This window comes from Pseudomonas sp. NFPP24 (assembly GCF_900112095.1).
Taxonomy (GTDB): Bacteria; Pseudomonadota; Gammaproteobacteria; order Pseudomonadales; family Pseudomonadaceae; genus Aquipseudomonas; species Aquipseudomonas extremorientalis.
The window spans coordinates 84,300-99,167 of sequence record NZ_FOKD01000001.1 but is presented as its reverse complement, the minus strand read 5'-3'; the positions used below and the strand labels follow the sequence as shown (position 1 = coordinate 99,167).

Sequence of the window (14,868 nt, the reverse complement as noted above, 5' to 3'; positions counted from 1 at the left end):
CGGTTAAAAGCAGTCACAAAAGAAAAAGGCTTGCCGCAGCAAGCCTTTGGAAGAAGGGCATCAAGCTTGCTGGCGATGCTTTTTTTCCAGCTTCTTCTTGATCCGGTCGCGCTTGAGCGTGGACAGGTAATCGACAAACAGCTTGCCGTTGAGGTGGTCGCATTCGTGCTGGATGCACACCGCCAGCAGGCCTTCGGCAATCAGCTCGAACGGCTTGCCGTCGCGGTCCAGGGCCTTGATCTTCACGCGCAGCGGGCGCTCGACGTTCTCGTAGAACTCGGGCACCGACAGGCAGCCTTCCTGGTACTCGCCCATCTCGTCGGTCAGCGGTTCGAACTCGGGGTTGATGTACACCATCGGTTCGCTGCGATCTTCCGACAGGTCCATGACCACGACGCGCAGGTGTACGTTGACCTGGGTCGCGGCGAGGCCGATGCCCGGGGCTTCATACATTGTTTCAAACATGTCATCGACCAACTGACGAACCTTGTCGTCCACTACGGCCACCGGCTTGGCGATCGTGCGCAAACGCGAGTCGGGAAATTCGAGGATGTTCAAAATAGCCATAAGCGTAATTGCTGCACATGTGAGGTAAAGGCAAATCGGCGTTGGGATGGACCCAGACAGCCGGTGTGAAACGCCCCGAAGCCGCGAAGGCCCTGGCATTTCACGCGAACGCACATAATAAAGGAGATTCACCCCATGAGGAAATCGCTACTCGTCTTGCTGCTGTGGGCCCCGTTTGCCATGGCCCTGCTGCCCCAGCCCGTCCAGCGCCTGGATCAATCGACACAACAGGCCATCCAGCGCTTTTTACTGCACAACCGCATTCTTGATTCGCCACAGGACCTGGACAGCGCGCCGTACATTGTTGCCGCTGATGCGGGTCGAGTGCTGGGGGGCAACGGTGAGCGGGTGCATGCCAGGGGCAACCTGGATCCTTCCCAACCCCATTACGGAATATTCCGACGCGGCAAGGTCTACACCGACCCGCAGACCCAAGAACTACTGGGCATCAACGCCGACGATATCGGCACTGCCCGTTTCGTCACGGCTGGCGACCTCACCACCCTGGCCGTGCAGCGAGTGACCCAGGAGGTGCGCCCGGGTGACCGCCTGCTACGTGCGCAATCTCCTGTCGATCCGGCCACCCTTGAGGTCATTTCAACGGCACCCTTCATCGAAGGGCACATCATCGATATCCCCAAGGGTGTCACCCAGATCGGCGTGCTCGATGCTGTCACCCTGAACAAAGGCCGCCGTGACGGCCTGGTCGAAGGCCAACTGCTCAGCGTGATCAAGGCTGGCGCCACCGTGCGCGACAGCCTCACCGGCACGCCGACCAGACTCCCCGATGAACGTGCCGGCACCCTGCTGGTATTTCGCACCTACGAAAAGCTCAGCTACGGCCTGATCCTCAATGCCTCGCGACCGCTGGCGGTGATGGACCGTTTCGAGACTGCGCATCAAACACAATGAATAGGTTGCTAAATAAGTTACCAACAGAGTTATCCACAGCTTGTTCCGGTCAAGGATGATCAAATGAATCCGATAAACAGTCATGAAATATCCCCGTCAGAACTGGAAGCCCGACTACGCTTGCACAGGCTGCCGGAACTGGGCCCCAAGCGTTTTCGCTTATTGATCGAAGCGTTCGGCTCTGCGTCAAAGGCCATCAGTGCTCCCGCCAGTGCCTGGCGTTCGCTCGGGTTGCCGGCCATCAGCGCCGATGCCCGGCGCAGCCATGAAATCCGCGAGGGCGCCAGCGCGGCATTGGCCTGGCTGGGGTGCCCTACCCAGCATTTGCTGATGTGGGACCAACCGGAGTACCCCGCACTGCTCGCCCAGATTGACGACGCGCCGCCGCTGTTGTTCGTCGCGGGTGACCCTCTGATCCTGGAAAAACCGCAACTGGCGATGGTGGGAAGCCGCCGCGCATCCCGTCCTGGCATGGACACCGCCGCTGCATTTTCCCGCAGCCTGGCGAGCGCGGGTTTTGTCATCACCAGCGGCCTGGCCTTGGGTATTGACGGCGCCGCCCATCAAGCCGCATTGGACGTGGGCGGCCAGACAATCGGCGTCCTCGGCACCGGGCTCGAAAATTTTTATCCACAGCGCCACCGACGGCTGGCGGCGGCGATGATTGACCAGGGCAGCGCCGTGGTTTCCGAGTTTCCGCTGGACGCCCCGCCTCAGGCCGGCAACTTTCCCAGGCGTAACCGCATCATCAGCGGGCTGTCCCTTGGCGTATTGGTGGTGGAGGCGAGCATGGCCAGTGGTTCGCTGATTACGGCCAAGCTGGCGGCCGAGCAGGGACGCGAGGTGTACGCGATTCCGGGCTCCATCCATCATCCCGGCGCCAAGGGTTGCCATCAGTTGATTCGCGACGGTGCGGTATTGGTGGAGACCATCGAGCACATTCTTGAAGGCTTGCGCGGCTGGCAGGCGCTGTCCCGTCCGGCGCCGATGCCGGTGACCCATCCGCTGGTAGCGCTGCTGCACGCGGCGCCGCACACCAGTGAAGCGCTGGCGATTGCCAGCGGGCGGCCGTTGTCCCAGGTGTTGGCGACGCTTACGGAGCTGGAGCTTGAAGGCCAGGTCATCTGCGAAAGCTGGCGCTGGCTTGCGCGCTGCTAGGTTTTGTAACGAAGATCGGTAAACTGCGCAGAGCTTTAGACTGGAGAGTGAACAATGGTCAACCGGTGGCGTGTGCTGGAAACCGCACGAGAAATTCGCGCAGGCGCAGTGATTGCCTACCCAACCGAAGCGGTTTGGGGCCTGGGCTGCGACCCGTGGAACGAAGAAGCAGTGGACCGTTTGCTCGCCATCAAGAATCGCTCGGTGGACAAGGGCCTGATCCTGGTGGCGGACAGCATCCGCCAGTTCGACTTTCTCTTCGAAGACTTCCCGCAGGAATGGATCGACCGCATGGCCGCCACCTGGCCCGGGCCGAATACCTGGCTGGTGCCCCATCAGGACTTGCTGCCGGAATGGGTGACAGGTGTGCATGACACGGTGGCGCTGCGGGTGACGGACCATCCGCTGGTGCGGGACTTGTGCTCGCTGGTGGGGCCGTTGATTTCCACCTCGGCCAACCCTCAGGGTCGCCCGGCTGCGCGTACGCGGATTCGCGTGGAGCAGTACTTCCGTGGCCAGGTGGACCTGGTGTTGGGCGGCGCCCTGGGGGGGCGCAAGAACCCCAGCCTGATTCGCGACCTGGTGACCGGCGAGGTTGTGCGGCCTTCCTGAGACCGAGGGCGGCCATCGCGGGCAAGCCCGGCTCCCACACCTGATCCGCGTCTTTCATGACAACGCGGTCAAGTGTGGGAGCCGGGCTTGCCCGCGATGAGGCCCTTACAGACTCCAGATATCGGTTGCCTTACGGCAGCAGAATGGTCGACCCCGTCGTGCGCCGTGCCGACAACTCAGTCTGCGCCTTGGCTGCCTCTGCCAGCGAGTACCGCTGGTTGATATCAATGCGCACCTTGCCGCTCTTGATCATCGAGAACAGGTCATCGGCCATCGCCTGCAGGTTCTGCGGGTTGTTGGCATAGGTCGCCAAGGTCGGCCGGGTGACGTACAGCGAGCCCTTGGCCGACAGGATCCCCAGGTTCACCCCATCCACCGCGCCCGACGCATTGCCGAAACTCACCACCAGCCCGCGGGGCGCTACGCTGTCCAGCGAGGTCAGCCAGGTGTCCTTGCCGACGCCGTCATACACCACCGGGACTTTTTTGCCGTCGGTCAACTCCAGCACGCGCTGGGCGACGTTTTCCTTGCTGTAGTCGATGGTTTCCCAGGCACCGAGGGATTTGGCCAGGGCGGCCTTTTCCGGCGAGCTCACCGTACCGATCAGCTTGACGCCCAGGGCCTTCGCCCACTGGCACGCCAGGGAGCCTACGCCGCCGGCAGCTGCGTGGAACAAGATGGTTTCACCGCCTTTGAGTTCATAGGTCTGTCGCAGCAGATACTGCACGGTCAGGCCCTTGAGCATGGCACCGGCGGCCTGTTCGAAGCTGATATCGTCCGGCAGGTGCACCAGGTTGGCGGCGGGCAACACATGCAGTTGGCTGTAGGCGCCCAGCGGGCCACTGCCGTAGGCCACGCGATCGCCGACTTTGAATTGGGTGACTTCACTGCCGACGGCATCGACCACGCCGGCGCCTTCTGCGCCCAGCCCCGATGGCAAGGCCGGCGGCGCGTACAGGCCGCTGCGGAAATAGGTGTCGATGAAGTTCAGGCCGATCGCCTCGTTACGCACGCGAACCTGCTGCGGGCCAGGCTCGGCCGGCGTGTAGTCCACATACTCAAGCACTTCGGGGCCGCCATGGGCGCTGAACTGGATACGTTTGGCCATCTGCACTTCTCCTGGGTTCGAATCGCGTAGCCCCCTATCGGACTCCTAAGCTTGATCTTCGTCAACTGCGACGCACATGGGTGCGGTGTTATCCTGTGCGCCCATTTGCCGCCGACGCCCAATGGCCTCGCGTAGCTTTGCCCGATTCAAGGTGATGCCATGACTACCCGCACCGAGGCTGTAAAGGCCTACCTGCTTGACCTGCAAGACCGCATTTGCAGCGCCCTGGAAACCTTCGAGACGGACACTCGCTTTATCGAAGACGCCTGGACCCGGCCTGCCGGCGGCGGCGGTCGCACCCGTGTGATCGAGAACGGTACGGTGATCGAAAAAGGCGGCGTTAACTTTTCCCATGTGTTTGGCAGCGGCCTCCCTCCTTCTGCCAGTGCGCATCGGCCCGAGCTGGCCGGTCGCGGTTTCGAGGCCCTGGGCGTGTCGCTGGTGATCCACCCGCACAATCCTCATGTGCCGACGTCCCACGCCAACGTGCGGTTTTTCATCGCAGAAAAAGAAGGCGAAGACCCGGTGTGGTGGTTCGGCGGTGGCTTCGACCTCACGCCTTACTACGGCAACGAAGAAGACTGCATCCACTGGCACCGGGTGGCCGAGCAGGCCTGTGCGCCGTTCGGTCCTGACGTGTATTCGCGCTACAAAGCCTGGTGCGACACTTACTTCCACATCAAGCACCGCAACGAACCGCGCGGTATCGGCGGCCTGTTTTTCGATGACCTGAACGAGTGGGGCTTCGACACCTGCTTCGCCTTCATCCGTGCCATCGGCGATGCCTACCTCGACGCCTACCTGCCGATCGTGCAGCGCCGCAAGGCCATCGCCTACACCGAGCAACAGCGCGAATTCCAGGAATTCCGCCGAGGCCGCTACGTTGAATTCAACCTGGTCTACGACCGTGGCACCTTGTTCGGGTTGCAATCGGGCGGGCGTACCGAGTCGATCCTGATGTCGCTGCCGCCGCAAGTGCGCTGGAGCTACGACTGGAAGGCCGAGGCCGGCAGCGAAGAAGCACGCCTCACCGACTACTTCCTGCAAGACCGTGACTGGCTTGGCCTTGACGCACCCAAGGCGGCTGTCTGATGGACCGTTATGTCGTCTTCGGCAACCCCATCGGCCACAGCAAGTCGCCGCTGATCCACCGCATGTTCGCCGAGCAGACCGGCGAGCAACTGGACTACAGCACACTGCTGGCGCCCTTGGATGATTTCACCGGCTGTGCCCGTGAGTTCTTTCTGCAGGGCCGTGGCGCCAATGTCACCGTGCCGTTCAAGGAAGACGCCTACCGACTGGCCGACACCCTGACCGAGCGCGCCCAACGTGCCGGTGCGGTGAATACCTTGAGCAAGCTGGCAGACGGCAGCCTGTTGGGCGACAACACCGATGGCGCCGGCCTGGTGCGCGATCTCACCATCAACGCCGGGCTGAGCCTGCAAGGCAAACGCATCCTGCTGCTGGGCGCGGGTGGTGCGGTGCGTGGCGCGCTGGAACCGTTGCTGGCCGAGCAGCCGGGCTCGCTGATCATCGCCAACCGCACCGTGGAAAAGGCCGAATTGCTCGCCGAGCTGTTCGACGACCTGGGCCCGGTATCTGCCAGCGGTTTCGACTGGCTGCGTGAGCCGGTGGACGTGATCATCAACGCCACGTCCGCCAGCCTGTCAGGCGATGTACCGCCGATTGCGGGTAGCCTGATCGAGCCGGGCAAGACCTTTTGCTACGACATGATGTACGCCAAGGAACCGACCGCGTTCTGCCGTTGGGCGACGGAGCACGGTGCAGCGGTGGCGATGGATGGCCTGGGCATGCTGGTGGAACAGGCGGCGGAAGCCTTCTACCTGTGGCGTGGCGTGCGCCCGGATTCGGCGCCTGTATTGGCTGAACTTCGCCGCCAGTTGATCTGACACTGATCCAAATGTGGGAGGGGGCTTGCCCCCGATGAGGGAGTGTCAGTTGATACATCCATGGCTGACACACCGCTATCGGGGGCAAGCCCCCTTCCACATTGTTGATCGTTTTCAGTCTTGGAACTGGATGGGGCAATTGTCGGCCCCTTCCAGCTTTCTCAACTCTTCCACCACCTGCGGCCTGGCCCGGCGCAGCGTCAAACTGCGGCCCAGCCCACGCAAGCGCCGAGCCTCCTGGTGCAGCATCTCCACCCCTGAATAGTCGATAAAGTTGATCTGCTGCGCCTCGATCACCACCCGCTCGCCCTGCAGGCTTTGCAGACGCACTTGCAGGTAATGGCTGGCGCCGAAAAAGATCGAGCCGCCCACGCGCAGCACATCCTCATCGCCATCTCGCCACTGTTGTACCCGTGGCTGGGAGGTGCGCTTGAGGTAGAAAAACAGCGACGCCAGCACCCCTGCATAAATGGCGGTTTGCAGCTCCAGCAACAAGGTGGCCACACACGTCAAGCTCATCACCACAAACTCGGCGCGACTGACGCGGAACAGCGCACGAATGCCGCGACGGTCCACCAGCCCCCAACTGATCAGCAAGATGCTCGCGGCCATGCTCGGGATCGGGATATGGGCGATCAGGGCCGCGCCAAATAACGCGAACAACGCCACCCATAACGCGGAAAACACCCCGGCCAACGGCGAGCAGGCGCCCGCCTCGTAGCTGAGGCCGGAACGTGTGAACGAGCCGGCTGACAGGTAGCCGGAGAAAAATCCGCCCACGATATTGGATAGACCCTGTGCACGGACTTCCTGGTTGGCGTCGAGCAATTGCTGTGAGCGCGCCGACAACGAGCGGGCAATCGACAGGCTGGTCACCAACCCGAGCATGCCCACCGCCACGGCGCTCGGCAGCAGGCGCAGGAGCATGTCCAGGTCCATCGGCAACGGGCTGAACGGCGGCAGTTTGCCCACAAACGAACTGACCAGCGCTACGTGCCGGAACATCGCTGGCCACAGCCACGCCACCAGGCTGCCCAGTGCCAGCGCAATCAACAGCGTTGGCCAGCGAGGCACCAGGTACTTGAGCAGCGCGCCGACCAGCAACGTGCCAAACCCCAGTAAGAGGGACGCGTGGTCCCATTCGCCGCTGTGATGGATCAGTGCCAACAAGCTATTGATGGCGGTGGCCTGGCTTGGCAGGTCCAGCCCCATCAGGTTGGGCAACTGGCCGAGGGCGATCACCACGGCGGCACCCAAGGTGAACCCGAGCACCACCGAGTGCGATACAAAATTTACCAACGCGCCGAAGCGCAGCATGCCCAACAGCCACTGGAAAACGCCGGCGAGGAAGGTCAGCAGCAGGATCAGGGTGATGTAGTCCTGTGACCCCGGCACGGCCAATGGACTGACGCTGGCGTACAGCACAATGGAAATCGCCGCCGTGGGCCCGCAGATCAAGTGCCAGGACGAACCCCAGAGGCAAGCGATCAGTACCGGGATGATCGCGGCGTACAGGCCGTACTCGGGTGGGAGACCGGCAATCAGCGCGTAGGCAATCGACTGTGGCAGGGCGAGGACTGCGCCACTGAGGCCGACGATTGCATCCCGGCCGACGCTGGCACGGGTTTGGCGCGGGAGCCAGCTGAGGAAGGGAAAGAGTGTGTGGCGGTTGGGCCGGGGCATCGCGGACTCGGATCGGAAGGTTTGCATCAGAGTATCAGTACACACAGGGCCTATGTGGGAGGGGGCTTGCCCCCGATGAGGGAGTGTCAGTTGATACATCCATGGCTGAGACACCGCTATCGGGGGCAAGCCCCCTCCCACATTTGAATTGCATCAGGCCTCAGAGTCTGGCTTTAACTGCAGGGAGTGCGTCTTTACCGTCCAGTGTTTTTACACCCTCAAGCCACTTATCCAATACCGCCGGATTGGCCTTGATCCACGCCTTCGCCGCATCGGCGTTGCTGACCTTGTTGTTGGCGACCTCGGCCATGATGCCGTTCTCCATCTCCTGGGTAAAACTCAGGTTGGTCAGCAGTTTTCCTACGTTCGGGCAGGCCTGTGCGTAACCCTTGCGGGTCAAGGTATACACGCTGCCAGTGTCACCAAAGTATTTCTCGCCACCCTTGAGGTAGCGCATTTTCAACTGCACGTTCATCGGATGCGGGGTCCAGCCGAGGAAGGTGACGAATTTCTGTTTCTTCACCGCTCGCGACACTTCGGCCAGCATCGCCTGTTCGCTGGACTCGACCAGCTTCCACTGGCCCAGGTCGAAGTCGTTCTTCTTGATGATTTCCTGCAACGAGATATTTGCCGGCGCGCCGGAGCCGATGCCGTAGATCTTCTTGTCGAACTTGTCGGCAAACTTGTTCAGGTCGGCAAAATCATGCACCCCGGCGTCCCACACATAGTCGGGCACAGCGAGAGTGAACTCGGTGCCGTCGAGGTTTTTCGCCAGTTGCACCACATCGCCATTGGCCACGAACTTGTCGTAGAAGCCCTGCTGTGCCGGCATCCAGTTGCCGAGGAACACGTCCACCTGGCCGTCCTTGAGCCCGCCGAAGGTGATTGGCACCGCCAGGGTGTCCACCTTCGGTTTGTAGCCCATGCCGGTCAGCAGGAAACCGGCGATGGCGTTGGTGGCTGCGATATCGCTCCAGCCCGGATCGGCCATTTTTACCGTTTCACAACTGGCGTCCGCGTACACGTTGGCGCTGGTCAGTACCAACAGGCTCAACATCACAGTCAACTTTTGCATGGCCTTCCCTCTGTATTTATTGGTTTTGGCAGGGTTGTGGATAACGTGCCTTGCGCTCCAGGTCGTCGAGGTCGATATGGTTGCGCATGTATTGCTGACTGGCGTCCACCAGTGGCTGGTGATCCCAGCTCTTCAGCTTGCCCTGGGTGAGTGCCTCGAATACCAGGCGACGACGGCGTTGACTGGCGAGCACCTGCTGGTGGATCGCCGGGATGTCCCATTTGGCCCGCGCCTCACTCAAAAACGCCTCGAACAGTGGCCGGTGTTCCGGTGACTGGCTGAGGTTCTCCCGCTCGTGCGGGTCGTTGTGCACATCGAACAGTAGACAAGGGTCGTCTTCGCTGTAGATGAATTTGTAGGCGCCTCGGCGAATCATCATCAGCGGGCTGATGGTGCCTTCGGCCATGTATTCGCCGAACACTTCGTCGTGCCCGCCCTGCCCTTGCAAGTGCGGGACCAGCGAGCGGCCGTCCAGCGGCAGGCGCGGGTCCAGTTCGCCGCCGGCCAGTTCCACCAGGGTCGGCAGCAGGTCGGCGGTGGACACGGCTTGCGTCACTCGGCCCGCCGCGAATTGCCCCGGCGCACTGACCAGCAGCGGTACGCGCGCGGCCATTTCGAACCAGTGCATTTTGTACCAGAGCCCGCGCTCGCCGAGCATGTCACCGTGGTCGCCGGAGAAGATGATGATGGTGTCATCGGCCAGGCCGGTGTCTTCCAGGGTCTGCAGCAGCTTGCCGACATTGCTGTCGATGTAGCTGCACGCGCCGAAGTAGGCGCGGCGCGCATCGCGGATCTTATCCACGGGCAGCGGTTTGTCCCACAGGTCGTAGACCTTGAGCAGGCGCTGGGAGTGGGAGTCGAGATCAGCCTGGGCAGGCGTTGCAGGCAGGGGGATGTCGGCGTCGTCGTACAGGTCCCAGAACGGCTTGGGAATGGTGTACGGGTCGTGCGGGTGGGTCATCGATACCGTCAGGCAGAACGGTCGTTCGCCGTCTTCGCGGATATGGTCGAACAGGTATTGCCGGGCCTTGAACACCACCTCTTCGTCGAAATCCAGCTGGTTGGTGCGCACGCACGGGCCGGCTTGCAGCACCGACGACATGTTGTGGTACCAGGTGGGGCGCACGTGCGGCTCGTCCCAGTTCACCGCCCAGCCATAGTCGGCGGGGTAGATGTCGCTGGTCAGGCGTTCTTCGTAACCGTGCAGTTGGTCGGGGCCGCAGAAGTGCATCTTGCCCGACAGCGCGGTGCGGTAGCCGAGGCGGCGCAGGTAGTGAGCGTAGGTCGGCACGTCGGCGGGGAAATCGGCGGCGTTGTCGTAGGCGCCGATCTTGCTCGGCAACTGACCGCTGACCAAGGTAAAGCGCGACGGTGCGCACAGCGGGCTGTTGCAGTACGCGGCATCGAACACCACGCCCTGTGCGGCGAGGCGGCTCAGGTTGGGCAATTTGATGGGGGAAGGTCCGTAGAACGGCAACATCGGCGCGGCCATTTGATCGGCCATGATGAAAAGAATGTTCTTGCGCTTCATGAGCTATCGGCATTCCATAGGCGGTGTTTATGCGAATGAGCATGCAGCCCATGGAAAATGGGGTAAAGCCCATGAAAAGCAATGTCTAGGATAAGCACCGCTTATGTATGAAGCCCTTGGCGACCTGTCCCTCGATCTGCTGCGCGCGTTCGAAGCAGCGGCGCGCCACCGCAGTTTTACCGCCGCTGCCATGGAACAGGGCACCACCCAGCCCGCGATCAGCCAGCAGATCAAGCGCCTGGAGGAACAACTGGCGATCCGCCTGTTTGATCGCATCTACCGTGGCATTGAGTTGACCGATGCCGGCGCCCTGTTGTTCGAGCATGTGCAGGGCGGTTTGCAGGGCATCAACCAGGGACTGAGCCTGATTACCCAGCAGGATCAGCATGAAGTGCTGCAAGTGGCGACCGACTTCGCCTTCGCCGCTTATTGGTTGATGCCGCGTTTGCACCGCTTCCACCAGGCCAACCCCCAGGTGGACGTCAGCCTGGTGACTAGCGAACGCAACCACGCGACCTTGCGCAGCGATATTGATGTGGCGGTACTGTTTGGCGACGGCCGTTTCAAGCAGGGCGATAGCCTGTGGCTGTTCAACGAGGAAGTGTTCCCGGTGTGCAGCCCGCAGTGGCTCAAAGAACAGGCCACGCCACTGACTAAGCAAAATTTGCACGATTTTCCGTTGTTGCACCTGCGCCAGGAAAACAACAGCCAGTGGTTCGACTGGAGTGGCGTGTTTCGCGAACTGGGCATCACCACTGCGCCCACCCCCGGCCAGTTGCGCTTCGATAACTACACCCTGTTGATCCAGGCTGCGATTGCCGGCCAGGGCGTGGCCATCGGCTGGCGCCATCTGGTGGACAACCTGCTGGAGCAGAACTGGCTGTGCCGACCGATCCACGACACGGTGATCTCGCGTTTCGGCTATTACGTGGTGCAACCCCAGCGCAAACGCCGAGGGCAGTTGGTGGAGCGGTTTGTCGACTGGCTGGTGGCCGAGCAGGCCAGCAGCGCGCAGTCGCTGACCGGACTGGCCCTGCCATCGATTGCGGTCTAGCATCTGGCGCATATTGGATCCGGAGTCCGTCATGCAACGTATCAAGGGCTATCACGCCCATATCTACTTCGACGCGAACACTATCGAACAGGCACGCACCTTGTGTGAAGACGCTGCCAAACTGTTCCCGCTGCGCATGGGCCGTGTGCACGAGCGGCCTGTAGGGCCGCACCCGGACTGGAGCTGCCAGTTGGCGTTCGACCCGGAATACATCGGTGTGGTGTTGCCGTGGCTGGTGATCCATCGCAATGGCCTGGTGGTGTTCCTGCACCCCGATACCGGCGATGACCTGAAGGACCACACTGACTATGCCGTCTGGATGGGGGCAATGCGGGAGCTGAACTTGTCAGCCTTTTCTTAAATTAAATCCCTAAATATGGGATTGATATTTATATATTGAGACTTTCTGCGCCGTAGGTTTATATTCGCTGCATCCGCTCAGAACTCAGGTGAAGCGATGCAGGCGCAATTGATCGCGCTCGATTGGGGTACCAGTTCCCTTCGTGCTTATAAACTCGGCCCCGTCGGCGCAGTGCTGGAACAGCGCTCGCTGGCGTGGGGCATCATGCATTTGCCCAATGAACCCCGGGACATTGCTGGCGTGCGTTGCAGCGATGGCTTCGAGTTGGCGTTCGATGCGGCGTGTGGTGACTGGCTCGACGCCGAGCCCGGTTTGCCGGTGATTGCCTGCGGCATGGTCGGCAGTGCCCAGGGCTGGAGCGAGGCGGCTTATCGCAACACCCCTGTCGATGTCGCCAGCCTTGGCCAGGCGCTGCACAAGGTGCGCAGCCTGCGTGGCGTGGATGTGCATATCGTGCCGGGCGTGATCGAGCAGATCGGCTTGCCCAACGTGATGCGCGGCGAAGAAACCCAAGTGCTGGGCGTGCTTCAAGGGCTGGGCACCGATGGGTTGATCGGCCTGCCCGGCAGCCATTCCAAGTGGGTCGAGGTGGTCGATGGCTGCATCACTCACTTCGACACCTTCATGACCGGCGAGCTGTTTGCGGTGTTGAGCAAGCACAGCATCCTCGGGCGTACCCAGCAACAATCCGCGCAATTCCAGGCTGACGCCTTTGACCGCGGCGTGCAGGTGGCGCTGTCCAAAGACGGCGAGCGCGGCGTGCTGTCGACGCTTTTCAGTGCGCGCACCCTGGGCCTCACCGCTGAACTCACTGCCGAGCAGCAGCCCGATTACCTCTCCGGCTTGCTCATCGGCCATGAACTCGCCGGCCTGCCCGGCAGTGCCCGGCACAAGCCGATCATCCTGGTCGGCGCCGCGCCCCTCTGCGCCCGCTATCAACGCGCCCTCGCCCTCTGCGGCTTCGCCCACGTCAGTCTGGCGCAGGAGGCCACCGAGCGCGGACTGTGGCAATTGGCGGTGGCATCCGGGCTCACTCAACCTGTATTAGAGGCCTGACATGCTCAAGCACGCACTCGCACAAAACGGTTTGATCGCGATTCTGCGCGGCATCCGCCCGGACGAAGCCCAGGCCGTCGGCCAGGTGTTGTACGAGGCCGGGTTTCGTGTGATCGAAGTCCCGCTGAATTCGCCCGATCCTTACACCAGCATTCGCACCCTGCGCGACAGCCTGCCCGCCGATTGCCTGATCGGCGCAGGCACGGTGTTGCTGCCTGAGCAGGTCGAGCAGGTGAAGGCGGCCGGTGGCCAGGTGATCGTGATGCCCCACAGCGATGCCAAGGTGCTGCGAGCGGCGAAAGCCGCAGGCCTGTTCCTGTCGCCAGGTGTGGCGACACCGACCGAAGCTTTCGCCGCCCTGGCCGAAGGTGCTGACGTGCTGAAGCTGTTCCCCGCCGAGCAGATGGGCCCGGCGGTGATCAAGGCGTGGCTGGCGGTACTGCCGGCAGGCACCTTGCTGCTGCCGGTCGGCGGCATTACCCCGGACAACATGCAGGTGTTTGTCGATGCCGGCGCCAAAGGGTTCGGGCTGGGTTCCGGGTTGTTCAAACCGGGTATGACAGTGGATCAGGTAGCGAGCCGTGCCCAGGCTTATGTCGCCGCCTGGAAAGTCCTGAGCTGACATCAAGTTCCGCGCCCCTGGCGCTGCATCTATAAGAGAGACAAGAGATGAAAATCACCAAACTGACGACCTTTATCGTCCCGCCGCGCTGGTGCTTCCTCAAGGTCGAGACCGACCAGGGCGTGACCGGCTGGGGTGAGCCCGTGGTCGAAGGCCGCGCCCATACCGTGGCGGCTGCCGTCGAAGAACTGTCCGACTACCTGATCGGCAAAGACCCGCGCAACATCGAAGACATCTGGACCGTGCTCTATCGCGGCGGCTTCTACCGCGGCGGTGCGGTGCACATGAGCGCCCTCGCCGGTATCGACCAGGCGCTGTGGGACATCAAGGGCAAGGCCCTCGGCGTGTCCGTCAGCGACTTGCTCGGCGGCCAGGTGCGCGACAAGATCCGCGTGTACTCGTGGATCGGTGGTGACCGCCCAGCCGACACCGCCCGCGCTGCCAAAGAGGCTGTGGCTCGAGGCTTCACCGCGGTGAAGATGAATGGCACCGAAGAACTGCAATTCGTCGACAGCTTCGAAAAGGTCGACCTGGCCCTGGCAAACGTCGCCGCTGTGCGTGATGCGGTCGGCCCCAACGTCGGCATCGGCGTCGACTTCCATGGCCGTGTGCACAAGCCCATGGCCAAGGTGCTGATGAAGGAGCTGGATCCGTACAAGCTGATGTTTATCGAAGAGCCGGTGCTCAGCGAAAACTACGAAGCGCTCAAGGAACTCGCGCCGCTGACCAGCACCCCGATTGCCCTGGGCGAGCGCCTGTTCTCGCGCTGGGACTTCAAGCGTGTGCTCAGCGAAGGCTATGTCGACATCATCCAGCCCGATGCTTCCCACGCGGGTGGCATCACCGAAACCCGCAAGATCGCCAACATGGCCGAGGCCTATGACGTGGCCCTGGCACTGCACTGCCCGCTGGGTCCGATTGCCCTGGCGGCGTGTTTGCAACTGGATGCGGTCTGCTACAACGCGTTTATCCAGGAGCAAAGCCTGGGCATTCACTACAACGAGAGCAACGACCTGCTCGACTATGTGCGCGACCCCGGTGTGTTCGACTATGACCAGGGCTTCGTGAAGATCCCCAACGGGCCGGGGCTGGGCATCGAGATCAATGAGGAATACGTGATCGAGCGCGCGGCCATCGGCCACCGCTGGCGCAACCCGATCTGGCGGCATGCCGACGGCAGCTTCGCCGAGTGGTAAGCACCCTGCAGGAGCCGGGATGC

At 62.1% G+C, this 14,868-nt stretch carries 15 protein-coding genes; 10 read left to right on the top strand and 5 right to left on the bottom strand.

Features of this window, described 5'->3' with window-relative positions:
- Nucleotides 1–60 precede the first annotated feature (60 nt).
- The gene (def, locus tag BM026_RS00495; protein ID WP_029290229.1) at nucleotides 61–567 is read right to left on the bottom strand and encodes a peptide deformylase; all 507 of its coding nucleotides are present in this window, start codon (nucleotides 565–567) and stop codon (nucleotides 61–63) included.
- Between the two features lie 135 nt (nucleotides 568–702).
- Here def and BM026_RS00490 point away from each other — a divergent pair, with 135 nt between their 5' ends.
- The 3 genes from BM026_RS00490 to BM026_RS00480 all read left to right on the top strand — a co-directional run bounded on the left by BM026_RS00490 (nucleotide 703) and on the right by BM026_RS00480 (nucleotide 3,249).
- Nucleotides 703–1,479: a peptidoglycan-binding protein gene (locus tag BM026_RS00490; RefSeq protein ID WP_093514262.1), complete on the top strand. Its 777-nt coding sequence runs from the start codon at nucleotides 703–705 to the stop codon at nucleotides 1,477–1,479.
- Between the two features lie 63 nt (nucleotides 1,480–1,542).
- Nucleotides 1,543–2,637: a DNA-processing protein DprA gene (dprA, locus tag BM026_RS00485; RefSeq protein ID WP_093527089.1), complete on the top strand. Its 1,095-nt coding sequence runs from the start codon at nucleotides 1,543–1,545 to the stop codon at nucleotides 2,635–2,637.
- Between the two features lie 54 nt (nucleotides 2,638–2,691).
- Entirely contained in the window at nucleotides 2,692–3,249 is a 558-nt protein-coding gene (locus BM026_RS00480; RefSeq protein ID WP_071490904.1) for an L-threonylcarbamoyladenylate synthase type 1 TsaC, read from the top strand.
- Nucleotides 3,250–3,379: 130 nt separating this feature from the next.
- Here BM026_RS00480 and BM026_RS00475 read toward each other — a convergent pair whose 3' ends face one another.
- Nucleotides 3,380–4,357, bottom strand: a complete 978-nt coding sequence (locus tag BM026_RS00475; RefSeq protein WP_071490905.1) for a quinone oxidoreductase family protein — start codon at nucleotides 4,355–4,357, stop codon at nucleotides 3,380–3,382.
- A 159-nt stretch (nucleotides 4,358–4,516) separates the two neighbouring features.
- Here BM026_RS00475 and hemF point away from each other — a divergent pair, with 159 nt between their 5' ends.
- Together hemF and aroE are read left to right on the top strand one after the other, a co-directional pair.
- The gene (gene hemF / locus BM026_RS00470; protein ID WP_093527087.1) at nucleotides 4,517–5,449 is read left to right on the top strand and encodes an oxygen-dependent coproporphyrinogen oxidase; all 933 of its coding nucleotides are present in this window, start codon (nucleotides 4,517–4,519) and stop codon (nucleotides 5,447–5,449) included.
- On the top strand, nucleotides 5,449–6,267 hold the full coding sequence (gene aroE, locus BM026_RS00465; RefSeq protein WP_092241484.1) for a shikimate dehydrogenase: 819 nt from the start codon (nucleotides 5,449–5,451) through the stop codon (nucleotides 6,265–6,267). Before hemF ends, aroE begins: the two co-directional genes overlap by 1 nt.
- Nucleotides 6,268–6,381: 114 nt before the next feature.
- On the opposite strand, the gene BM026_RS00460 is transcribed toward aroE, so the two are convergent.
- From BM026_RS00460 to betC, 3 genes are all read right to left on the bottom strand, one after another.
- Nucleotides 6,382–7,950, bottom strand: coding sequence for a SulP family inorganic anion transporter (locus BM026_RS00460; protein ID WP_093527355.1), 1,569 nt, complete (start codon nucleotides 7,948–7,950; stop codon nucleotides 6,382–6,384).
- A 160-nt stretch (nucleotides 7,951–8,110) separates the two neighbouring features.
- On the bottom strand, nucleotides 8,111–9,025 hold the full coding sequence (gene choX / locus BM026_RS00455; protein WP_092241482.1) for a choline ABC transporter substrate-binding protein: 915 nt from the start codon (nucleotides 9,023–9,025) through the stop codon (nucleotides 8,111–8,113).
- A gap of 16 nt (nucleotides 9,026–9,041) precedes the next feature.
- Nucleotides 9,042–10,556 carry a choline-sulfatase gene (gene betC, locus BM026_RS00450; RefSeq protein ID WP_093527085.1) on the bottom strand — a complete coding sequence of 505 codons (1,515 nt, stop codon included), beginning with the start codon at nucleotides 10,554–10,556 and terminating at the stop codon, nucleotides 9,042–9,044.
- A 103-nt stretch (nucleotides 10,557–10,659) separates the two neighbouring features.
- Between betC and BM026_RS00445 the strand changes: the two genes are divergently transcribed.
- The 5 genes from BM026_RS00445 to dgoD all read left to right on the top strand — a co-directional run bounded on the left by BM026_RS00445 (nucleotide 10,660) and on the right by dgoD (nucleotide 14,845).
- Complete coding sequence (locus tag BM026_RS00445; protein ID WP_093120181.1) at nucleotides 10,660–11,610, top strand: choline sulfate utilization transcriptional regulator; 951 nt, start codon at nucleotides 10,660–10,662, stop codon at nucleotides 11,608–11,610.
- 31 nt (nucleotides 11,611–11,641) lie between these two features.
- A complete protein-coding gene (locus tag BM026_RS00440) occupies nucleotides 11,642–11,971 on the top strand; it encodes a DOPA 4,5-dioxygenase family protein (RefSeq protein WP_058424390.1) in 330 nt (109 codons plus the stop codon).
- Between the two features lie 96 nt (nucleotides 11,972–12,067).
- On the top strand, nucleotides 12,068–13,027 hold the full coding sequence (locus tag BM026_RS00435; RefSeq protein ID WP_093527083.1) for a 2-dehydro-3-deoxygalactonokinase: 960 nt from the start codon (nucleotides 12,068–12,070) through the stop codon (nucleotides 13,025–13,027).
- A 1-nt stretch (nucleotide 13,028) separates the two neighbouring features.
- The gene (locus BM026_RS00430) at nucleotides 13,029–13,649 is read left to right on the top strand and encodes a 2-dehydro-3-deoxy-6-phosphogalactonate aldolase (RefSeq protein WP_092241476.1); all 621 of its coding nucleotides are present in this window, start codon (nucleotides 13,029–13,031) and stop codon (nucleotides 13,647–13,649) included.
- Nucleotides 13,650–13,696: 47 nt separating this feature from the next.
- Nucleotides 13,697–14,845: a galactonate dehydratase gene (gene dgoD / locus BM026_RS00425; RefSeq protein ID WP_003170741.1), complete on the top strand. Its 1,149-nt coding sequence runs from the start codon at nucleotides 13,697–13,699 to the stop codon at nucleotides 14,843–14,845.
- Nucleotides 14,846–14,868: the final 23 nt, after the last annotated feature.